Origin of the sequence: Massilia hydrophila (assembly GCF_020208145.1) — a bacterium.
In the GTDB taxonomy this organism is placed as follows: domain Bacteria; phylum Pseudomonadota; class Gammaproteobacteria; order Burkholderiales; family Burkholderiaceae_D; genus Telluria; species Telluria hydrophila.
The window spans coordinates 32,159-52,049 of sequence record NZ_JAHYBX010000008.1; the positions used below are offsets into that span (position 1 = coordinate 32,159).

19 protein-coding genes are annotated in these 19,891 nt (G+C 67.0%); 10 read left to right on the forward strand and 9 right to left on the reverse strand.

The window, feature by feature from the left end; translation table 11 throughout:
* Positions 1 to 303 precede the first annotated feature (303 nt).
* Positions 304 to 1,491, forward strand: coding sequence for a glycosyltransferase (locus tag LE190_RS16990; RefSeq protein WP_225239815.1), 1,188 nt, complete (start codon positions 304 to 306; stop codon positions 1,489 to 1,491).
* A 129-nt stretch (positions 1,492 to 1,620) separates the two neighbouring features.
* On the opposite strand, the gene LE190_RS16995 is transcribed toward LE190_RS16990, so the two are convergent.
* Together LE190_RS16995 and LE190_RS17000 are read right to left on the reverse strand one after the other, a co-directional pair.
* Positions 1,621 to 2,709 carry a mechanosensitive ion channel family protein gene (locus LE190_RS16995; RefSeq protein WP_225239816.1) on the reverse strand — a complete coding sequence of 363 codons (1,089 nt, stop codon included), beginning with the start codon at positions 2,707 to 2,709 and terminating at the stop codon, positions 1,621 to 1,623.
* Between the two features lie 97 nt (positions 2,710 to 2,806).
* Positions 2,807 to 5,221: a hybrid sensor histidine kinase/response regulator gene (locus LE190_RS17000; protein WP_225239817.1), complete on the reverse strand. Its 2,415-nt coding sequence runs from the start codon at positions 5,219 to 5,221 to the stop codon at positions 2,807 to 2,809.
* Positions 5,222 to 5,421: 200 nt separating this feature from the next.
* On the opposite strand from LE190_RS17000, the gene LE190_RS17005 reads away from it, so the two are divergent.
* Positions 5,422 to 6,321: a phytanoyl-CoA dioxygenase family protein gene (locus LE190_RS17005; RefSeq protein ID WP_225239818.1), complete on the forward strand. Its 900-nt coding sequence runs from the start codon at positions 5,422 to 5,424 to the stop codon at positions 6,319 to 6,321.
* A gap of 66 nt (positions 6,322 to 6,387) precedes the next feature.
* Here the strand turns inward: LE190_RS17005 and LE190_RS17010 are convergent, their stop codons facing one another.
* The 4 genes from LE190_RS17010 to LE190_RS17025 all read right to left on the reverse strand — a co-directional run bounded on the left by LE190_RS17010 (position 6,388) and on the right by LE190_RS17025 (position 7,675).
* Entirely contained in the window at positions 6,388 to 6,660 is a 273-nt protein-coding gene (locus LE190_RS17010) for a hypothetical protein (RefSeq protein ID WP_225239819.1), read from the reverse strand.
* Between the two features lie 66 nt (positions 6,661 to 6,726).
* A complete protein-coding gene (locus LE190_RS17015) occupies positions 6,727 to 6,996 on the reverse strand; it encodes a DUF5985 family protein (protein ID WP_225239820.1) in 270 nt (89 codons plus the stop codon).
* Positions 6,997 to 7,000: 4 nt separating this feature from the next.
* A complete protein-coding gene (locus tag LE190_RS17020; RefSeq protein WP_225239821.1) occupies positions 7,001 to 7,258 on the reverse strand; it encodes a DUF5985 family protein in 258 nt (85 codons plus the stop codon).
* Complete coding sequence (locus LE190_RS17025) at positions 7,259 to 7,675, reverse strand: hypothetical protein (RefSeq protein WP_225239822.1); 417 nt, start codon at positions 7,673 to 7,675, stop codon at positions 7,259 to 7,261.
* Positions 7,676 to 7,846: 171 nt separating this feature from the next.
* Between LE190_RS17025 and LE190_RS17030 the strand changes: the two genes are divergently transcribed.
* The 5 genes from LE190_RS17030 to LE190_RS17050 all read left to right on the forward strand — a co-directional run bounded on the left by LE190_RS17030 (position 7,847) and on the right by LE190_RS17050 (position 12,807).
* Positions 7,847 to 8,653: a DNA/RNA non-specific endonuclease gene (locus tag LE190_RS17030; protein WP_225239823.1), complete on the forward strand. Its 807-nt coding sequence runs from the start codon at positions 7,847 to 7,849 to the stop codon at positions 8,651 to 8,653.
* A 25-nt stretch (positions 8,654 to 8,678) separates the two neighbouring features.
* Positions 8,679 to 8,936 carry a hypothetical protein gene (locus LE190_RS17035; RefSeq protein ID WP_225239824.1) on the forward strand — a complete coding sequence of 86 codons (258 nt, stop codon included), beginning with the start codon at positions 8,679 to 8,681 and terminating at the stop codon, positions 8,934 to 8,936.
* A gap of 121 nt (positions 8,937 to 9,057) precedes the next feature.
* A complete protein-coding gene (locus LE190_RS17040; RefSeq protein WP_225239825.1) occupies positions 9,058 to 9,492 on the forward strand; it encodes a YsnF/AvaK domain-containing protein in 435 nt (144 codons plus the stop codon).
* Positions 9,493 to 9,505: 13 nt separating this feature from the next.
* Complete coding sequence (locus tag LE190_RS17045) at positions 9,506 to 10,714, forward strand: YsnF/AvaK domain-containing protein (RefSeq protein WP_225239826.1); 1,209 nt, start codon at positions 9,506 to 9,508, stop codon at positions 10,712 to 10,714.
* 200 nt (positions 10,715 to 10,914) lie between these two features.
* Complete coding sequence (locus LE190_RS17050) at positions 10,915 to 12,807, forward strand: hypothetical protein (RefSeq protein WP_225239827.1); 1,893 nt, start codon at positions 10,915 to 10,917, stop codon at positions 12,805 to 12,807.
* A gap of 98 nt (positions 12,808 to 12,905) precedes the next feature.
* Here the strand turns inward: LE190_RS17050 and LE190_RS17055 are convergent, their stop codons facing one another.
* The 3 genes from LE190_RS17055 to LE190_RS17065 form a co-directional block, all read right to left on the reverse strand.
* A complete protein-coding gene (locus LE190_RS17055; protein WP_225239828.1) occupies positions 12,906 to 15,806 on the reverse strand; it encodes a M16 family metallopeptidase in 2,901 nt (966 codons plus the stop codon).
* 71 nt (positions 15,807 to 15,877) lie between these two features.
* Positions 15,878 to 16,843: a sensor domain-containing diguanylate cyclase gene (locus tag LE190_RS17060; RefSeq protein WP_225239957.1), complete on the reverse strand. Its 966-nt coding sequence runs from the start codon at positions 16,841 to 16,843 to the stop codon at positions 15,878 to 15,880.
* Between the two features lie 194 nt (positions 16,844 to 17,037).
* Positions 17,038 to 17,982, reverse strand: a complete 945-nt coding sequence (locus LE190_RS17065; RefSeq protein WP_225239829.1) for a sensor histidine kinase — start codon at positions 17,980 to 17,982, stop codon at positions 17,038 to 17,040.
* A gap of 190 nt (positions 17,983 to 18,172) precedes the next feature.
* On the opposite strand from LE190_RS17065, the gene queE reads away from it, so the two are divergent.
* Genes queE through tadA form a run of 3 tightly spaced genes read left to right on the forward strand, consistent with a single transcriptional unit; the run spans position 18,173 to position 19,797 of the window.
* Positions 18,173 to 18,808: a 7-carboxy-7-deazaguanine synthase gene (gene queE, locus LE190_RS17070; RefSeq protein WP_225239830.1), complete on the forward strand. Its 636-nt coding sequence runs from the start codon at positions 18,173 to 18,175 to the stop codon at positions 18,806 to 18,808.
* A 28-nt stretch (positions 18,809 to 18,836) separates the two neighbouring features.
* On the forward strand, positions 18,837 to 19,283 hold the full coding sequence (gene queD, locus LE190_RS17075; RefSeq protein ID WP_225239831.1) for a 6-carboxytetrahydropterin synthase QueD: 447 nt from the start codon (positions 18,837 to 18,839) through the stop codon (positions 19,281 to 19,283).
* Positions 19,284 to 19,293: 10 nt separating this feature from the next.
* Positions 19,294 to 19,797 carry a tRNA adenosine(34) deaminase TadA gene (gene tadA / locus LE190_RS17080; RefSeq protein ID WP_225239832.1) on the forward strand — a complete coding sequence of 168 codons (504 nt, stop codon included), beginning with the start codon at positions 19,294 to 19,296 and terminating at the stop codon, positions 19,795 to 19,797.
* Positions 19,798 to 19,891: the final 94 nt, after the last annotated feature.

The window sequence follows — 19,891 nt, forward strand, 5'->3', positions numbered from 1 at the left end:
CCCATGGCGCAGGGTAAAAAACAGGATGACTTTTCGTAGTTAATTTTCCTGTAAAAATGTAGGACCACACCTACATTAGCGTGTCCGCACGACAAGTTCTCCTATGAGGAGCCCCATGACATATCGATTAAATATTTCTCTTGCCAAAATGTTGTGGTGTGCAAACGAAAATATTGGAAAATTTGCATGTTACGATTTCGGGGTCCGACGTGCGCAATGGCGCAGTCGGGGACTGGCGAGAGAGAGAGAAACTGCCAGGCTTTGCCAACAAATAGAACGCCATGAAGGCGAAAGGAACTGAAGATGCCGACCTTGATCGTGTTTTGCCACCTGCGCTGGGATTTCGTCTTCCAGCGTCCGCAGCACCTGATGACCCGTCTGGCGGAACACTACGATATCCTGTTTGTCGAGGAACCGGTGTACAGCGAAGGGCAGGCTTACCTGAAGAAGACGGCGGTCGCGCCGAACATCACGGTGTGCCAGCCGCATACCGCGATCCACGCACCAGGATTCCACGACGACCAGATTCCCACCCTGCAGACCCTGCTGGCCGACCTCGTGCCCGAAGGCGTCCAGCCGGTGGTCTGGTTCTACACCCCGATGGCGCTGCCGCTGCTGCAGGGCCTGTATCCGTCGAAGATCGTCTATGACTGCATGGACGAACTGGCGATGTTCAAGAATGCGCCGAAACAGTTGCTGCAGCGCGAAAGCGCGCTGCTGAACATGGCCGACGTGGTCTTCACCGGCGGCCCGAGCCTGTACCAGTCCAAGCGCGACCGCCATGCGAACGCGCACTGCTTCTCCAGCAGCGTCGACGCCAGGCATTTCCGCCAGGCCCAGGACCGTGCGATCTCGCACTCCGACCAGGCCGCCATCCCGCATCCGCGCCTTGGCTTCTATGGCGTGATCGACGAGCGCCTGGACGTCGAACTGGTGTCGAAAATGGCCGACGCCCACCCGGAATGGCAGATCGTAATGGTCGGCCCGGTGGTCAAGATCGACCCGGCCACGCTGCCGAAGCAGCCGAACGTGCACTACATGGGCCAGCGCAGCTACGACCAGCTGCCGCAGTTCCTGGCCGGCTGGGATGTGTGCCTGCTGCCGTTCGCCATGAACGACTCCACCAAGTTCATCTCGCCGACCAAGGTGCTCGAGTACATGGCGGCCGAGCTGCCGGTGGTGTCGACTCCGATCACCGACGTCAAGGTTCCCTACGGCGACGTGGTGGCGGTCGCCGAGACCCCGGAGCAGTTCATCGCGGCCTGCGAGCGCCAGCTCGCACTGGACGCTGACGAACGCCAGGCGATGGCCAAGCGCATGCGCGAAGTGGTTGCCGGCACCTCGTGGGACCTGACCGCGGCCCGCATGCACGAACTGATCGAAAGCGCCGTGCCGGGCCGCCATGCGCGCCTGCCGGCCATGCAGGACGCCGTGCGTGCGGACGTGCTGCCGGTCGTTGCGACGCCGGCGCCGGTCGCGAAGACGGCCTGACAGCGTAAGCGGCCAGCGCCGGCAGCCCCGGCGCTGGCTGGCGACGTCACGGCGGCGGTCCTTCGGGATCCGCCGCCGTGTTTTTTGCATTTTTTTTGCCGACATTGGCACCGTGGCCCCGTGCCGCACTCAGTGCCTGACATAGCTGGCCGCCGTGGCCGGCGGCCAGCCGCCCGCCGGATCGTGCGGGTTGGCCACCCGCACTACCGACAGCGGGTGCGCGAACTGGATGCACTCGCGCTGGAAGGCGCGGTAGATCTGCAGCAGGATGGCCTGCTGCGCGTCCATGTGCAGGACGTAGTCCGGGCTCTTGAAGTGGTACACGACCTCGAAGTCGAGCGACCAGTCGCCATAGCGGAAGAAATGGGCGCGCTCGAAATCGACATCGGAGCGCGCGCTGACGATCTCGCGAATCAGCGCCGGGATCCGGGTCAGCTCCGCCTCTCCGGTGCCATAGGCAACACGCAGCACGAAGGCAACGCGGCGCGATGCCATGCGCTTGTGGTTGTGGATCCGGCTGCGCAGCAGCTCGCCGTTCGAGAACACGATTTGCTCGCCGCCCAGGCCGCGCAGCCGGGTGGTCTTCAGGCCGATGTACTCGACCGCCCCGAGGGCGTCGCCGACAATGATGAAGTCGCCGATCTCGAAAGGCTTGTCGAGCATGATCGAGAGTGACGCGAACAGGTCGCCCAGGATGTTCTGGGTGGCCAGGGCCACCGCGATCCCGCCGATGCCGAGGCTGGCGACCAGGGTGGTGATGTTGAAGCCGAAGTTATCCAGCATCATCAGGAAGGCCACCGTCCACACCACCAGGCGCAGCATGAAGAACAGGACCGTGCTGGACGCCTTGCGCGCGCCGTCTCCCGGCGTGGCCAGCAGCTGGCTGCGCCAGCCGCGCAGGGCGGTATCGCCCCAGATCCCGAGCTGCAGCACCAGCGAGGCCACGGCGATGCGCGAGACCACCAGGCGCCAGCTGTCCGGCATCACCAGGAAGATGCTGCCCAGGTACACCCCGATCGCTACCTGGAACACGAGATAGGTCCGGCCCAGCATCTTGACCACCAGGTCGTCGATCCGGGTCACGGTGCGGCGCGACACGCAGCTCAGCCGGCGCAGGAAGATCATGCGGATGAAATACAGCGCAGCGGTGGTGCCGATGCAGATGCCCAGCGCGACCGTCCAGTTTTCCAGGTCATTGTTTTGCAGTACAAACTCCATCACCACTCCAGGTTCGACAGCCACGGCGAGGGCACAGTGTGGAGGGTGGGGCGGATCGAGCGCGCACAATTGGACCGCGCGCGGGCGAGTGTCAGTACTAGTGCGAGTGCGAGTCCGGGTCCGGGTCAATGTCCGAGTCCGGGTCCGGCATCCGCTCGGTCTCGAGCGCGGCCTCGATGGCGGCGATCGAGGCCGGCTTGGTCAGGTGGGCGTCGAAGCCGGCGCGCGCGCTGCGCGCACGGTCGGCCTCGCCGCCCCAGCCGGTGAGTGCCACCAGGCGCACCGCCGCATGCTGCGGTGCGCGCCGCACCGCCTCGGCCACTTCATAGCCCGACATGCCGGGCATGCCAAGGTCGAGGAAGACGAGCTCGGGCCGGAAGCCCCCCATCATGCGCAAGGCCTGGTGGCCATCGTTGGCGACCAGCGTCTCGTGGCCCAGCTGGGCCAGCAGGGCCGACAGGGTCTCGGCGGCATCGCGGTTGTCGTCCACTACCATCACTCGTATGCCCGGGCGCTGCATCGTGGCACCGGCATCGGCACCGGCACCGGCACCGGCACCAGTGTCGACAGACACGCCGGCACCAGCGTCGCCGCCTGCCTCCGGCGCACCGGCCAGCGGCAGGCGCACCGTGAAGACGCTGCCGGCATTGGTGCCGGCGCTGGCCGCCGCCACACTGCCTCCATGCAGTTCCACCAGGCTGCGCACCAGCGACAGGCCGATGCCGAGACCGCCCGCCGCATGGCGCCGGCCTTCGCCGATCTGGGTGAACATGGTGAACACTTCCTCCAGGCGCTCGGGGGCGATGCCGATGCCATTGTCGGACACCGCAATCACGGCGTGCTGGCCATCGCGCTCGGCTGCCAGCACGATGCTGCCGCCGCGCGGGGTGTAGCGGGCGGCGTTGTTGAGCAGGTTGGAGACCACTTGGGTCAGGCGCGTGAGGTCGGCATCGAGCACCAGCGTTTCCTGCGGCAGGCGCAGGTCCAGGTGGTGGCGCGCGCCCTCGAGCAGCGGCATGCTGGTCTCGACCGCCGCCGCCAGCACGGTGGCCAGGTCGATCCGCTCGCGTTTCAGGGCGACCTGGCCGCGCGTGATGCGCGCCACGTCCAGCAAGTCGTCCACCAGGTGCACCAGGTGGCCGAGCTGGCGTTCCATGATGTCGTGGATGCGCTCGATGGCCGCCCGGTCCCCGCCGTCGCGCCGGATGAACTGCAGGCCGCTGCGCAGCGGCGCCAGCGGATTGCGCAGCTCGTGGGCGAGGGTGGCCAGGAACTCGGTCTTGATGCGGTTCGCTTCCTCCAGGTCGGCCGCCATCGCGCGCAGCGCCTGCTCGCCGCCGCGGCGTTCGGTGATGTCGTTGAATACCACTGCCACCCGGTGCTGTTCGGGCGGTCCGATGCGCGCCGCGTACACGTCGAACCAGCGTCCGAGCGAGCGTGCCTCGTTGATCTGCCGCACTGCCGTGCCGGTGGCCGCCACGCGCCCGTACAGCTCGATCCAGTGCGCTTCCAGGTGCGGCGCCAGCTGGCGGATGGTGCGTCCCACCGGATTGGCCAGGCCGGTATGCTTGGAGAAGGCGGGATTCGCTTCCAGAATGCGGTAGTCGCAGGGCTGGCCGGCGTGGTCGTAGACCATCTCGATGACGCACACGCCCTCGTCGATCGAGTCGAACAGGGTGCGGTAGCGCTCCTCGCTCAGGCGCAGCTGCTGTTCGGCCTCGAACTGGCGCGACGCGTCGATGATCACGCCGCGCATGCGCGGGGCGCCGTCTTCTCCGCTGAACACCACGTTGCCGCGCCCGATCACCCAGCGCCAGCCGCCTTCGCGGCGCCGCACCCGGAAGGTGGCGTCGTACGGCGTGCCCTGCGCCAGCGCACTGTCCAGCTGGAGCCGCACCTTGGGCAGGTCGTCGGGGTGGATGGCGCCGAAATACAGGTCGGCCGGCGCGCACGCGCGCAGCGCCTCGGGAATCCCGAACAGCTCGCCCATGCGCGCGTCGCCCGCGACCTGGTCGGCTGCGACGTTCCAGGTCCAGACCGCCAGTTCGGCTGCCGCGATCACCGATTCGAGGCGCGCGCGGGCATCGATCAGGGCCGCTTCCGCGCGGCGCTGTTCGGCCGCGGCCTGGAAGGCATCGAGGTAGAACCGCAATTTGGCGCGCAGGATCGCCGGCGACAACGGTTCGGCCAGCACCGCGATGGCACCCGCTTCGTACAGCGGCTCGGAGGGGAAGGACGGCTCGGCCGGCACCCCGAGCGCCACCACCGGGGTGTGGATCGAACGGCGCGTCGCGCGCAGCTGGCGGATGGTGGCGCCGAGGGCCTGCGCATCGCCGGCGTAGCCGACCAGCACCAGGGCGAAATCGCGGTGCCGGACCTGGTCGAGGGCCGCCGCCGCCGAGCGCGCATGCACCAGCGCGGCGCCGACTTCGGCGGCCACCTGTTCCAGCACCGGATCCGGGGCCGGATGCGCGCACACGTACAGCACGCTGGACTGTTCCGGCGCCGTCATGGCTTGCCCCTATGGAGCGATGTGTTGCGCTTGCGCAAATCTGTTCTCATGTCGCGTCAATCTACGGTCAGGATGCCTTCCTGTCAACGTCCTTTGCTGCCGTCGGCAGCGCTGGCGCCGCCGCCAGCCGATTGCCGCTAGTATGTGCCGCATCGCGGACCCGCTGCGGGTCCTGGCAGGACACGGAAAAAGGAGCAGAGATGGAGCAGGGACATGCAGTGGGCCAGCACGGCCAGGAAAGCCAGGAAAGCCAGTTTGAGGTGGCGGAGATCATGCGCGGTCTGTACGGCGACGGCATCATCGCCTGCCGCGCCGCCTTCGCGCCGGCCTTGATCGCGGAGCTGCGCGCCGACATCGACCAGCTGTTCGCGCAAGCGCTTGCGGTCGAGGGCGGCGCACTCAACCGCGGACCGAACCGCTACTACGTCGAGGTGCACCCGGAGCGGCTGCGCTCCTTCGTGGCGATCGCCAGCCACCCTTGGGTGCGGGCCGTCTGCAGCGCCGTGCTGGGGCCGGAGTACCGGATTGTCGAGGTCGGCTTTGACGTGCCGGGACCGGGCGCGATGCACCAGCCCTGGCACCGCGACTTCGCCGCGCCGCCGGAAACGGTGCGCGGCAGGCGCCTCAGCTCGCTCGCGTTCAACATCACGACCGTGGACGTCACCGAGGACATGGGACCGTTCGAGATCGCGCCCGGCACCCAATGGGATTTGTTCGAGGGCGACCCGATGTTCCCGGACCAGTCGCTGTGGCCGCGCTACGAAGCCCTGGCCCAGCGCAAGCTGCCGAAGGTCGGCGATATCTCGGCACGCTCGGCGCTGACCATCCATCGCGGCACCGCCAACCGCTCATCGCTGTCGCGGCCGGTGCTCGTGCTGGGAGCGGACGCGCCGGACGCAACCAATGCGATCAAGCACGACCTGCAACTCTCGCGTGCCTTCTACGACAGCCTGCCCGACGCGCTGCGCCGGCACCTGGCCTGCCGCGTGGTGGAACAGCTCGAGCCGATTCGCCAGGCGCACACGATTGAGGGCCTGAAGACGGGCGTAGCGATGGGGGGATCGATGGGGGGATCGATGGGGGGATCGATGGGCGGGTAGCGATGCCGGCAGGGCCGGCAAGCGGGCCGCCGCTCGCGGCCCGGGCCCGTCCGGGACGGTCGCGGACTATTCCTTGTCCGGCACGCCCTGCGATGGCACGGGCGTTCTGAGCGCGTCGGGCAGCGCGCCGCCGATCCCGTCCTCGGGCACCTGGCCGACCCGCCGCGCTTCGTCCGAGTGCTGGTCGAGGCTCACTTCCTCGGCGACATCGAAGCGCCCGTCCTCGGCGCCTCCCTCGCCGGGTAGCAGGTTCTCGGAACGCTGTTCCTCGCCGCCGCCGGCGACCGGGTTCGACGGCGCGGCGGCCGGGGTCTTGTCTGCTGGGCTGGATGGGGCCATGCTGTCCTCCTGTTGACGGTTTCTCGTGCCTGCATTATCGCGCCCCACCCGGCGCCCGGGCGCACGCTAGCCGCGCCGGTCGGAGCGCGGCAGGTTCTTTTCCACGATCGCCCACACGATCAGGCCATAGGCCAGCACCCGGATCAGGTAATGGGTGGGCGAATCCTCGCCAGCCTCGTTCAGGACCGCCGAATACACGCGGTGCAGACCCTCGATGAAGAAGGAAGCCGAGAAATACAGGAAGAAGCGGTCTCCCGTGTTACGCCAGAAGCGCAGGAAGAACAGGGCGATGGTGAGCGAAGCCATCGAAATCGCGCCGTACATCATCTGGATCATCGCATCACTCTTTCTCGTAGATCAGGCCGTACAGCAGCAGCAGGCAGGCCACCAGGGCACTGACCACGCGCAGCGGCAGGAAGTCCACGTTCGGGAACACGATCTTGTCGAAGATCAGGAACAGGTTATTGAAGGTCATCACCGCAAAGCACAGGCCGCTCCAGAACAGGAGGCGGTGGCGCGTGCGCCGGTAGCTGGCAAAAAGTAGCCAGGTACAGGCCAGCGAGGTCAGCATGCACAGGGTATAGATGAGTTCGCCCATTTACGGATCCTTTCGCAGGCGGAAGGCGTCGGCGAACTGCTGCGCCTTCCGGTCGAGTGTGGAATGGATGAGGTTGGTAACGTCCACCAGGTGGCGCGCATACAGGTCGGCCAGGCCATCGATGCGTTCGCGCAGGGATGCCGAGGCCGGGGCATAGCGGTAGTGGCCGGCCGCCGCCCCGGTCTCCGCCCCGGGCTCGGGGTCTCCCAGGCAGGCGGCCATGCCGGAGCGGCACAGTTCTTCCAGCAGGCCGCAGGCGGTGCGTTCGCTGGTATAGAGGCGGCGCGCCAGCATGTCGCCGCTCCACGCCTGGCTCGGGTTCGCGCGCAGCAATAGCAGCGCCTCCAGGAAAGGCACGGAAGGCACGCTCGTGAGGACGAAACGGCGCAAGTCCTCGGGAATCGGCGGACGGTTCATTCGCTTCGGGTAAGCTTTCCCAAAAGGAATCTTTTGTTGAGAAAGTCGCAAGTTTAGCTCATTCTGGCCAGAAACAGCTTCAATCGTGCGCGGGTAGAGGGCGCGCTCTTTGACGAATCACAAGTGTGCTCGGCTACAATGCGCGCTTACGATGTTCGTCCTCAACCCAACATGATCAAATTCCGCGCCGTGTTCGCCAGTCTGCTGGCAGCCTGCAGCTTGCAGGCCAGCGCCGTACTTGCCGCCAGTCCCGCTAGCGCGGCGGTTGCCGCGAGCTGCCCCTCGCACTACCTGGACGGCCGACCGCCCGAGATCCGCAACCCGAAACTGGCCGCGGCCACCCGCCCGCTATGCTTCAGCGAGTTCGGTGTCATGCATTCGGGCGTGACCCGTACCGCGCTATGGTCGGCCGAACACCTGGCCGCCGACCAGGTGGTGGCGGCCCAGGGGCTCGACCGCGACAATGCCTTCCACCCCGAGCCGCGCCTGCCGCGCGGCCAGCGTGCCGAGCTGTCCGACTACGCGCGCAGCGGCTTCGACCGTGGCCACCTGGCACCGAACGGCGACATGCCCGACCGCACGGCGCAACGCGAAAGTTTTTCGCTGGCCAACATGGTGCCCCAGGACCGCGACCACAACCGCCACATCTGGGCGCCGATCGAAGGCGCCGTGCGCAAGATGGCGAAGAAGGAAGGCGAGCTGTACGTGATCACGGGGCCGGCTTTTCTTGGCAGTAGCCTGCGCCGGGTCGGCAACGTGATCGTGCCAAGCCACCTGTACAAGGTGGTATACAGCCCGCGCCAGAAGGCAGGCGCGGCCTGGTTCGTCGAGAACCGCAGCGATGCCCCCATCCAGGTGATCCCGGTTGCCGAGCTGGAGCGCATCCTCGGCATCGAACTGCTTCCCTCGCTGAACCAGAGGCAGAAGGAGCGCATGCTGGCGCTGCCGAAGATCCGCCAGAAAAAGTCGCGTTATTGACCGCAGCACAAAGAGGAGCAAGCAGATGCCAGCGAAGAAACCATTCAAGCCCTTTGCCAACGAAGCCGACGTGCTGGAGATCGGCGACCTGATGCTCGAGAACCGGCTCGACCGCATCACCGTTTCCGGTGATGTCGACCTGACCGCCGACAAGGCCGGGCTCGAACTCGCGCGCCGCCTGCACGCCCAGCTGGCCGCCGTGGTCGAGGCGCTCGAGGCGCGCGAGCTTCCCGACCGGCTGCCGCCGCCCGATGTCGAGACCGTCGACAATCCCTTCACCTGATCCGTCCCCCCGCGCGGCCAGTGTCGCCGCGCGCATCATTCCGCGTGTCAAGGGTGCGCATACTCCGTCGCGAATGGAGTAATCTCGTTTGCTCTGAAACCAGCGCAGCGAGGAGCATCCGATGCCCAGCAAACCTTCCGAGAACGCGTCGCAGGCTGGCCTGCAGATTCCCGTGATCGAGGAACAGCTGGCCGTCGGCACCCGCGTCGTCGAAACCGGCCGCGGTGTACGCATCCACAAGACGGTCTCGGAACAAGCGGTCACCATCGATGAGCGCCTCATGCGCGAAGAGGTGGACGTCCGGCATGTTCCGGTGGACCGCATCGTCGCGCTGGAAGAGGCACCTGCAAGCCGCTACGACGGCGATACGCTGGTGGTGCCGATCCTTGAAGAAGTGCTGGTGGTGGAACGCCGCCTGCGCATCAAGGAGGAACTGCATATCACCCGCGTCCGGCACGAGGAGCACTACCACGACACGGTTCCGCTCAAGGCCGAACGCGTCGAGGTGGAACGCTTCGACGAGGCCGCGCCTTCCGCATCCGATACCCACCAATGATGGAGGAACGATCATGCAACATACTCTGGTAGCCGTTTTCGACAACAACACCGACGCGCGCAATGCGATGGACGAACTGCTTGCGGCGGGCTTCCCGCGCGAGAACGTGCGCATGTCCGGCGACAGTAGCGCCGGCCTCGGCGGCAGTGCCACATCCACCACCGCCACCACCACCGCCACGTCCACCACGACCAGCGACGCCGACACCGGTATCGGGAGCAGCATCAAGCACTTCTTCAGCGACCTGTTCGGTAGCGACGAGGAGGAAACCCGCCGGATGAGCCGCTACGAAGGGGCTGTCAGCGGCGGCAAGTGCGTGATCACCTTGAGCGCCGATTCGCTGCCGGAAGTCGAACGTGCCGCCGACATCGTCGAGCGCTTCGGTCCGGTCGACATCGACGAACACTCGGACCAGGTCGGCACGATGGCGTCCAGCGGCGCCATGCTGCAGGGCAGCCAGAGTGGCATGCAGTCCTACTCGGCGTCGGCACAATCCGGCACGACCCAGCAGCAGGGGAGCATGGCGGGTGCCTCGCTGCAGCGCGACACCGCGATGGAAACCGGCCGCACCGACGCGATGCGGTCTGACGCGACCCGGTCGATACCGGTCGTCGAAGAGCAGCTGAAGGTCGGCAAGCGTGAAGTCCAGCGGGGCGGCGTGCGCATCTTCTCGCGTGTCGTCGAGACCCCGGTGGATGAGACCGTCACGCTGCGCGAGGAGCACGTCGACGTGCAGCGCCGCGCCGTCGACCAGCCGCTCAGCACGGCCGATGCCGCCGCTTTCAAGGAGCAAAGCATCGAAATGCGCGAAACCGCCGAGGAAGCCATCGTGCAGAAGTCTGCCCGCGTCGTTGAGGAAGTTACTGTCGGCAAGCAAGTCAACCAGCGCCAGGAACAGATCCACGACACCGTGCGGCACACCGAAGTCGAGGTCGAACGCCTCGGCGGCATGGACGACGACCGCGCATACCGCGACCACTTCCAGACGAACTTCGCGTCCAGTGGCGCCGCCTACGACGACTACGCGCCCGCCTACACCTACGGCTCGCAGATGCGCAGCCGGTATGCCGGCCGCCAGTGGGACGAAGTGGAAAACGACCTGCGCAGCGACTGGGATACACGCAGCCGCGGCGGCGCATCGACTTGGGAAAACATGAAGGCTGCCGTGCGTCATGGCTGGGACCGCATGACCGACGACGACAGCAGCAACCGCCGATACTGAACCCGCGCAGGCACTGGCGAAACGGCGCTGCGGCGCCGTTTTTTCATTGCATCCGACGGGCACCTTCCTGCAACGCTGATCCTAGGAAACACCTTGCACGCCTGCCGGGCATGTGCGCGCGCGCCCATCCGTGATTGATGTAATCTCAACTTATTGGCTGACGGCGAGGCCTTTGACTTCACCATTACGGAGGAACGACCATGCAACATACCCTTGTAGCCGTGTTCGACAACCGGACCGACGCACAGAACGCGATGAACGAGCTGATGTCCTCGGGCTTCTCGCGCGACGCGGTCCGGCTCTCCAACGCGGATCCTACCGGCATGACCGACAGCACCACTGGCCGCAGCGATACCCTCGGCGAACGCGACAGTGACGGCACCCTGGCCGATGGCACCGGCCTCGGCATCGGCGCCAGCATCAAGCACTTCTTCACCGACCTGTTCGGCGCCGACAACAGCCCGCAGGCCAGCAAGTACGAAGGCGCCGTGACGCGCGGCCACCACGTGCTGACCGTGCGCGCCGACTCGCTGCCGGAAGTCGAACGGGCCGCCGACATCGTCGAGCGCTATGGGCCGACCGACATCGACGAACAGGCCTCCGGCAGCGGCGCGATGGCGGGCACGATGGCCCCGGGCATGTCCGAATCGATGCGCATGAGCGGCGCCGGCGGCATGCAGCAAAGTGCGTCCATGGCGGCCCAGTCGGGGTCCGGATCCAGCCTCGGCGCCGGTAGCGCCGGAAGCACAGGCACCAGCACAGGCATGAGCGGCAGTGGCGGCAGCGCCACCGCTGGCGCTGCCGCCGGCATGGGCGCCGCCGCGGCAGCGGGCGCCAGCCGCCAGCTCGACAATCCTGGCGACCGCAAGCTATTCCAGCAGCAGTCGCTGAACCAGGCCGAACCGATGGGCACCACCTACCAGGAACCTCAGGGCAGCAGCGGCCTCGGCGCCACCGGCGGCACCTCGCTGCAGGGATCGACGCTGCGGGAGAACACGGTGCAGGCCTCGTCCCTGGATGGTACCCAGGGCAGCTCGCTGCAGGGCTCCTCGCTGGAGGGCTCGGCGCTGCAGGGCGCCAGTGGGTCGATGCAGCGCGATACGGCCATGGGCGGCGGCGCGGGCGGCGCCAGCAGCCTGACCGAAAGCCAGCGCGGCAGGTCGCGCATCTATTCGCGCGGCGGCGATACCGGTAGCGGCGGCCGCAGCCTCGACATCGGCAGCAATCTCGGGGGTGACGATGACGATGATTACCGCAACCACTTCCTGGCCAACTACCAGGACGAGGACTACGAGCGCATCAAGCCCGCCTACGCCTACGGTTCGGAAATGGCGCGCAGTGACAAGTACCGCGGCCGCCGCTGGGACGAAGTGGAGAACGACCTGCGCAGCGACTGGGATACCCGCTACGGCGGCAGTGCAGGCACCTCGACGACCGCCGGCACCGCCAGCGCAGCTGGCGCGGCCATCGGCAGCACCTGGGAAAAAATGAAGTCCGCGGTCCGTCGTGGCTGGGACCGCATGACCCTGGACGACGACGACGACAGCTACTACCGCAGCCACTATGACACCCACCTGAGCAGCTCCGGCATGGACTACGACAGCGTCAAGCCGGCGTACACCTATGGCACCGACATGCGCAAGAGCGAGCTGTATCGCAACCGGCCATGGGACGACATCGAGGGCGACATGCGACGCGGCTGGGATTCGCGGATCAGCGCCGGGACCGGCACCGGCACCGGCACCAGCACGACCTCCGGTGCCGGCGCCGCCGCTGGCGGGGCCTGGGACCGCATGAAGGCGGCCGTGCGCCATGGCTGGGACAGGATGACAGAGGATGACGACAGCGCCTACCGCAGCCACTGGAACGCCACCTACAGCACCGCGCAGGATGCCGGCAGCTACGACGACTACAAGCCGGCCTACGCCTACGGTACCGAGATGGCGCGCAACGAGCGCTATCGCGGCCGCCGCTGGGACGAAGTGGAGAACGACCTGCGCAGCGACTGGGATACCCGCTACGGCGGCGGCCAGTCGACCTGGGAAAAGATGAAGTCCGCCGTGCGCCAGGGCTGGGACCGGGTCACGTCTTGAGCGGGCCGCGACCGGCCACCAGGCTGAGGTAAGAAAAATCGGCGCCCGAGGGCGCCGATTTCATGCAAGCATGGCAAACGCCATGTCCGCCTCGCGGATTACTGCGCAAAGGCCTCGGCCGCCGGGGTGATCTTCACCGCTTCCGGACGGATGCCCAGCTTCAGGGCGCCGATCTGCTTGTCTTCGTCGAGCAGCGACTGCGGCTTCTGCGCATCGTAGGCGATCGGCGAGAAGGCGTCGCTCACCAGCTTGTCCTTCAGGCCGGCCGCATCCCTGGTGATGATCACCGCCGACAGGTTCTTGCTCGACAGGTGCTTCCTGATCGCGGCGTTGACGTCGGCCACGCTCAGCTTGGCCAGCGCCTCGCGCATCATGCGCGTGAACTCCGGCGTGCGGTACCACTGGGCATCGAGCGCATAGCCCAGCTGCTGGTCCTGGGTGGCGGTCATCACGAACACGTTCTTCATCAGGTAGTCGCGGGTGGTCTCGAAGTCCTGCTGCGACAGGCCGCCGGAGACCAGCTTGTCCAGCTCGAACAGCGCGGCGCGCAAGGCGAAGTGGCCGTTCTGCGGCGCCACCGGGCGGATCCAGACTTCGAACAGCTGCGCCTTGCGGCCCAGGTTCGGGTTCGGGAAGAACTGGAACATGCCGCGCGGGAAGGCTTCGATGTAGGCGTAGTCGCCATAGTTCAGGCCGCGTTCCTCGCGGATGCGCTGGTACAGACGGGCGCTCGAGGCGCGGTGCTCGCCGAGCCAGGTCTTGGCCAGCCACAGGGCTGCGAAGTCCGGATGCGAGCGGGTCACCTCGATCGGCAGGCCGAAGGAGATCGCGGTGGCGCGGGTGTTCTTCTCGATGATCTCCACTTCCAGGCCGTTCGGCATGCGCCCGCGCAGCGCCGGCGTGGCGGGCAGGCCCGTACCTGCCGGCAGGCGCGCCAGCGCGCCCTTGAGCGACGCCACCATCGCATCGCTGACGTCGCCCGAGATGCCGACCCGCAGCGCACCCTGCTGGTAGGCCTGGCGGTAGAAGTTCCTGACGTCGTCCAGCGTGATCGCGTCGATGCCCTTGGCCGTGCCCAGCACCGGGTGGCCGTAGGGCGTGCCGGCGAAGACATTCGCCTGCAGCCTCTCCTTGCCAAACTCTTCCTCGTTATTGTCCTTCAGGTCGAGCACCAGGGCGTTCTTCTGCGCGTCCTTCAGGCGCCGGAAGTCTTCCTCGCGGAAGCCCGGATCGACCAGCAGCGGCAGCGCGATGCCCAGGTACTGATTCCAGTTGTCCTTGTGGGTCGAGCCGGTAAAGGTGGTCATTTCCTTGTCGGTCTGCTCGCTGAAGCTGGCCGCCAGCGGGAACAGGGCCTTGGTCACCTCGTCGATCTTGCGCTCGCGCGAGCCGCTCGCGGCCACCATCGCCGCGGTCAGCGCGGCCAGGCCTTCCTTGCCCTTCGGGTCGTGGGCGGAACCGGCCGCGAACAGCAGCTTGAATCGGATCTGCGGCAGCGCCGACTTCTGCACCAGCACGTCGAAGTCCGCAGCCGAACCGGCGGCCTTCGCCCCTTGCGCTGCATCGGCCAGCTTCGGCAGGGTGCCGATGGCGGCCGGCAGGGCCTCGTGCGACAGCGTAGTGACCACCATCGCATTGTCCACCAGGTACTTGCGGGCCGCGGCCTGCAGGTCGGCCGGGGTCAGGCTGTCGACCACCCGGTAGTAGCGGTTCAGGGTGCCGTAGGAGCGCTCGAAGTGCACATAGGAGGCGAGGGTGGAGGCGATCGCCTCGGTATTGTCCAGTGAGCGGATCAGGCCGTACTTGTTGGCCGACTTGGCGTCGGCCAGCGCGCCGGCGGTCACCGGCTCGTCGCGCAGCCTGGCCACCGTCTCCAGGATGGCGTCGCGCACGTACAGGGCGTCCTGCGGCTTCTTCACGCGCGCGCCGATGGTGGCCAGGGTCGGGTCGACCCGGTTCGGGACGAAGTCGAACAGCTGGTCGACCTTCTGTTCGTCTTGCACCAGGCGTTTGTAGAGGGTGGAGGTGCGGCCGAAGCTAAGCGAGAGCAGCATCGACAGCGCGGCCTGGTCCTTCTGGCGGTCGGAGAAGGCGGGGGCGCGGAAGGCAACCGTCACCAGCGGCAGGGTCGGGGTCTGCCAGGCGACATGCCGGTACTGCGCGCCTTTCGGCGCCGGCTCGGCCGGCACGTTCGACTTGAAGCTGCCGCGCTTCCAGGCGCCCCAGTACTTCTCCACCATCGCCACCGCCTTGGCCGGCTCGACGTCACCGGCGATGATCACGGTGGTGCGCTCGGGCCGGTACCAGCGGTCGAAGAAGACCTTCGAGTATTCATACTGGTTCGGCATGTCCTCGATGTCCTTCAGGAAGCCCATCGTGGTATGGCGGTAGGTGTGGGTGCTGAAGGCGGCCTCGCGCTGGACCTCGAACAGCTTCTGCATCGGATTCGCGCTGTTCTTGTTGTATTCGCCCAGCACGGCGCGCGACTCGGTCTTGAAGGCCTCCACCGGATACGACAGGTGCTGGAAGCGGTCGGCCTCGACCTTCAGCACGGTTTCCAGGTCTTCCTTGGCGAAGGTCGTGTAGTAATTGGTCAGGTCGTCGCTGGTGTAGGCGTTCTGGCGCGCACCGGCCTTGGTGATGATGGCCTGGTACTTCTCCGGCGGATAGGCCGGGGTGCCACGGAACATCATGTGCTCGAAAAAGTGGGCAAAGCCGGACTTGCCCGGTTCGACCTCGTTGCGCGAGCCGGTCTGCACCGGGATGTGCACCGAGACCAGGTTCGGGAACCCGGTCGGCACCACGATCACCTTGAGACCGTTCGGCAGGGTCTTTTCAGTAGCCTTGAAGGGCAGGACGTCGGCGCCGGCCGGCGCGGCGGCGGCGGCCTTCGGCGCCGGGGCGGCCACGGCCTGGGGGGCGAAGGCGAGCAGGGCTGCCAGCACAGCAGCCGGCATGGTCGTCGCGAAAGGCGGTCGCGACAGGGTGGTTGTCAACACGTTCTCTCCTTTTGGGAATATTACTATCCGTCAAGGATAGATTATCCGACAAGGAATGAACAGGGCCGCCTTCAGGCCGCTTCGCTCAAGGGAAGGCTGATGCGGTTGCGGCCAAGGTGCTTGGCGCGATACAGCGCGGCGTCCGCGGTCGCCACCAGTTCGCTGGCGGCGCTGTCCGGCCCCGCGATCGCGGTGGCGGCGCCGATCGATACCGTGACATGGCCGCCGGGGGTGCTCGAGGGCAGGCGCAGCTGTTCGACCCGGCACCGGATCCGCTCGGCAACGATGGCTGCGCCCTTGAGCGACTGGTTCGGCAGGATCACGGCGAATTCCTCGCCCCCGTAGCGGGCCACGAGGTCGGTGGCCCGCATCTCGGCGGCCACGGCACGTGCCACCCGCTTCAGGCAGTCGTCGCCGCCGAGGTGGCCGTTGGCATCGTTGTAGGCCTTGAAATTATCCACGTCCACCATCAGCAGCGAGAGCGGCTGCTGCTGGCGCAGGGCCCGGGACCATTCGGACTGCAGGGTGTCGTCGAAGCAGCGCCGGTTGGCCAGTCCGGTCAGGCCGTCACGGGTAGCGAGCTTTTCCAGTGCCACCTGGGCCATTTTTTCCTCGGTCAGGTCGCGCAGGGTCTGGACCACGGCCATCAGTTCGCCATCGGCGCCGAAGATCGGACTGGCATCGGCCGCCAGGTAGCGGCGGCGCCCGGCGCACGGCATGTCGAACCAGCTCTCCACGCTCAGGCCGGCTGCTCCATCGGCCGGGTCGCCCGGCACCCCATGCGGCAGGATGCTGCGCTGCGCTTCACGGCGGCGCTGCAGGACCAGGTCGGCCAGGGTCGGGCGCCGGTGCTGGAAGAAACTGCGCCAGTGCTCGGCCGTACCCAGCACGTCGCCGGCCAGAACGCCGGTCAAGCCCTCGCAGGCGCGGTTCCAGATCATGACCCGGCCTTCGGGGTCGAGCACGTATACCGGAACCGACAGGGTGGCCACCAGTTGCCCGACGAAGGCCGCGTCCCTGACGGCGGCGGGCGGCATGCTGGATCGGGTGGCGGCTTCCTGGTGCGGTGTGCTGATCATGGTCGTCCTCTGCGGTTCCAGTCGGGCAGCTGGATTGCTGCCAACAGGAAACGATTCTGCTACCGCACAGGCACGAACTTCTTGATTTTCAGCAATGCGCAGCGATCAGCCCTGTCGAGCCGACCGATCCGCCGTGCGCCGGCCACGCTTGATCAACCTGAAGGCGCCAGCCTGCGCGAGGGAAACGTTGCGCACAGGACCGTGCCGCCGCGCCGGCCCGCTTCCAGGCTCAGGCTGCCGCCCAGGGCCGCGGTGCGCTCCCGCATGCCGTCGACGCCGCGGCCGCGGCCCGTCGTGGATGCGGGCACGCCGGGCCCGATCCCATCGTCCTCCACGCGCAGCACGGTCTTGCCAGCCGCCTCCACCAGCGAGACCCTGACCATGCTTGCCTGCGCATGCCGTCCCACATTCGACAGCGCTTCCTGCAGTACGCGGAACAGGACCACCTCGCTCTCCGGGTCGCAGCCGCCCTCGGATGCCAGGCCGGCATCGAAACGGTAATCCAGTCCGTGCAGGCGGGCGAACTCCGCCAGGTGCCGCTCGGCCGCCTGGCGCAGGCTCTGGCCAGGAGCGATCGGACGCAAGCCGCCCACGGTCGTTCGGACCGAGCGCAGGGCGGCGTCGAGCGTGCCGATGGCCTGGCTCAGCTTGTCGTAGAGGACGGCGGAAGTGCCGCGCACCGCCGCCTGCTGGAGCGCCAGCTCGACCCGCAGCGCGAGCAGGCGATGGCCCAGTTCGTCATGCAGGTCGCGCGCAATGCGGGCCCGTTCGGCTTCGCGTACCGACTCTTGCTGGCGGACCAGGCGGCACAACACTTCGTGGCTGCCTGCCAGGGCGGCCTCGGCCTCGGCACGGGCGCTGCGCTCGGCCTGCAGCTGGCCGTCCAGGGCAAGGTAACGGTCGTGCGCGGCCTGCACGCGGCGGTGCAGCAGCAGCCCGAGGGCGGCGGCAGCCAGGACCAGCAGCGTGGCCAGCGGCAATTCCGGCAGGGCGGCGCGCAAGCGGTCGCCGGCCAGGCTGGCAACTGGCAGGAAAGCCGCGCCGCCCGGATGGGCAGCCGCCCACGCCGGCGCGCCGAATAGGAATAGAGTGAACATGGTGCTGGCATCCTTCTTACACGCATTCGGAAGATTCCGTACGACCTTAGCGCTGCTTCGGCAAGTTAATCTTGCTTCTTCTCAACTTTGCTGCCGGTGGTCCCGCAGAAGCGCTGCCTACCTCCGTATCGCGGGGATGGCGCGGGCGCCCGCCGGCAAGGTATAATGGAAGGTTGACGAGAGGCATACCGTGACTTACAGCATCAAAGAGATCTTCTACACCCTGCAGGGCGAAGGTGCCCACGCGGGGCGTCCCGCCGTGTTCTGCCGTTTTTCCGGTTGCAACCTGTGGACCGGCCGCGAGGCGGACCGCGCCAGCGCCGTATGCAGTTTCTGCGACACCGATTTCGTCGGCACCGACGGCGAGCGGGGCGGCAAGTTCCGCGACCCTGACGCGCTGGCGGCCGAGATCGACGGCCTGTGGCCGGATACCCATGCTGCCAGCAAGTATGTCGTGTTTACCGGCGGGGAACCGCTGCTGCAGCTGGACGCTGCGCTGATCACGGCCATGCACGCGTGCGGCTTTACCATCGCCATCGAGACCAATGGCACCCTGCCTGTACCGGACGGCGTGGACTGGATCTGCGTCAGCCCGAAGATGGGCTCGACGCTGGTGGTCGGCCGCGGCAACGAGATCAAGGTCGTGGTCCCGCAGGCCGGCCAGGACCTGGCCGCCTACGAAGGACTCGACTTCGAGCACTTCTACGTGCAGCCGATGGATGGCCCGCTGGCCGCGCACAATACCCGCATGGCAATCGAGACCTGCCGCCGCAACCCGAAATGGAAGCTCAGCCTCCAGACCCACAAACTCCTGCAAATTCCCTGATTCCCAGATTTCCTGTCTCCGAGCTGACATGCTGACCATTACCCGCAAGCTGGAATTCGATGCCGGCCATCGCATTCCCGACCACAAGAGCCAGTGCCGCAACCTGCACGGCCACCGCTATACCCTCGAGATCACCCTGACCGGCGCCGTCATCGATGTCGAAGGAAATTCCGACAACGGCATGATCATGGATTTTTCCGACGTCAAGACCCTGGCCAAGCAGCACCTGGTCGACGTCTGGGACCACGCCTTCCTGGTGTACGAAAAGGACGACCGGGTGCGCGAGTTCCTGGCGTCGCTGCCCGGCCACAAGACGGTGGTCATCGATTGCATCCCCACGGTCGAGAACCTGGCCCGGGTCGCCTTCGGCATCCTGAAGACCGTGTTCACCGACCGCTACGGCACCGGCCTGCGCCTGCACAAGCTGGTGCTGCACGAAACCCCGAACTGCTGGGCCGAAGTCAGCGATGCCTGAGATAGTGCCCATGCCGTCGCCCGAGGCCGGAATGGAGCCGGAGGGCGCACGCTACATGCGCCTGGCCCTCGAGCAGGCCCGGCTCGCCTGGGCCGAGGGTGAGGTCCCGGTGGGCGCCGTCGTGGTCAAGGACGGCGAAGTCATCGCCAGCGGCTACAACCAGCCGATCGGGCGCCACGATCCCAGCGCGCACGCAGAAATCGTCGCGCTGCGCGCGGCCGCCGACAAGCTCGGCAACTACCGGCTGCCGGGTTGCGAACTCTATGTCACCCTGGAACCCTGCGTGATGTGCTCGGGCGCGATGATGCATGCGCGCCTGGCGCGCGTCGTGTACGCGGCGCGCGACCCCAAGACCGGCGCCTGCGGCTCGGTACTCGACCTGTTCCAGGAGACACGGCTGAACCACCATGCCGAAGTCCGCGGCGGCCTGCTGGCCGACGAGGCCGGCGCGATGCTCAAGGCCTTCTTTGCCGAGCGCCGCGCCGCTGCCCGCAAGCTGCCCCAGGCGGGCTGACAGCCGGACGCGCCCGCGGCGCGTCGTCTCTTCCAAAAGCCGCATGCCGTCCATGTGCATTGCTTGCATGCCGAACCCGGCGCATACTCGTGCA

Excerpts from the sequence above, each read along its gene's own strand:
- LE190_RS16990 (WP_225239815.1), top strand. The coding sequence starts at position 304 with ATGCCGACCTTGATCGTGTTTTGCCACCTGCGCTGGGATTTCGTCTTC.
- LE190_RS16995 (WP_225239816.1), bottom strand. The coding sequence starts at position 2,709 with ATGGAGTTTGTACTGCAAAACAATGACCTGGAAAACTGGACGGTCGCG.
- LE190_RS17000 (WP_225239817.1), bottom strand. The coding sequence starts at position 5,221 with ATGACGGCGCCGGAACAGTCCAGCGTGCTGTACGTGTGCGCGCATCCG.
- LE190_RS17005 (WP_225239818.1), top strand. The coding sequence starts at position 5,422 with ATGGAGCAGGGACATGCAGTGGGCCAGCACGGCCAGGAAAGCCAGGAA.
- LE190_RS17010 (WP_225239819.1), bottom strand. The coding sequence starts at position 6,660 with ATGGCCCCATCCAGCCCAGCAGACAAGACCCCGGCCGCCGCGCCGTCG.
- LE190_RS17015 (WP_225239820.1), bottom strand. The coding sequence starts at position 6,996 with ATGATCCAGATGATGTACGGCGCGATTTCGATGGCTTCGCTCACCATC.
- LE190_RS17020 (WP_225239821.1), bottom strand. The coding sequence starts at position 7,258 with ATGGGCGAACTCATCTATACCCTGTGCATGCTGACCTCGCTGGCCTGT.
- LE190_RS17025 (WP_225239822.1), bottom strand. The coding sequence starts at position 7,675 with ATGAACCGTCCGCCGATTCCCGAGGACTTGCGCCGTTTCGTCCTCACG.
- LE190_RS17030 (WP_225239823.1), top strand. The coding sequence starts at position 7,847 with ATGATCAAATTCCGCGCCGTGTTCGCCAGTCTGCTGGCAGCCTGCAGC.
- LE190_RS17035 (WP_225239824.1), top strand. The coding sequence starts at position 8,679 with ATGCCAGCGAAGAAACCATTCAAGCCCTTTGCCAACGAAGCCGACGTG.
- LE190_RS17040 (WP_225239825.1), top strand. The coding sequence starts at position 9,058 with ATGCCCAGCAAACCTTCCGAGAACGCGTCGCAGGCTGGCCTGCAGATT.
- LE190_RS17045 (WP_225239826.1), top strand. The coding sequence starts at position 9,506 with ATGCAACATACTCTGGTAGCCGTTTTCGACAACAACACCGACGCGCGC.
- LE190_RS17050 (WP_225239827.1), top strand. The coding sequence starts at position 10,915 with ATGCAACATACCCTTGTAGCCGTGTTCGACAACCGGACCGACGCACAG.
- LE190_RS17060 (WP_225239957.1), bottom strand. The coding sequence starts at position 16,843 with ATGCCGCCCGCCGCCGTCAGGGACGCGGCCTTCGTCGGGCAACTGGTG.
- LE190_RS17065 (WP_225239829.1), bottom strand. The coding sequence starts at position 17,982 with ATGTTCACTCTATTCCTATTCGGCGCGCCGGCGTGGGCGGCTGCCCAT.
- queD (WP_225239831.1), top strand. The coding sequence starts at position 18,837 with ATGCTGACCATTACCCGCAAGCTGGAATTCGATGCCGGCCATCGCATT.
- tadA (WP_225239832.1), top strand. The coding sequence starts at position 19,294 with ATGCCGTCGCCCGAGGCCGGAATGGAGCCGGAGGGCGCACGCTACATG.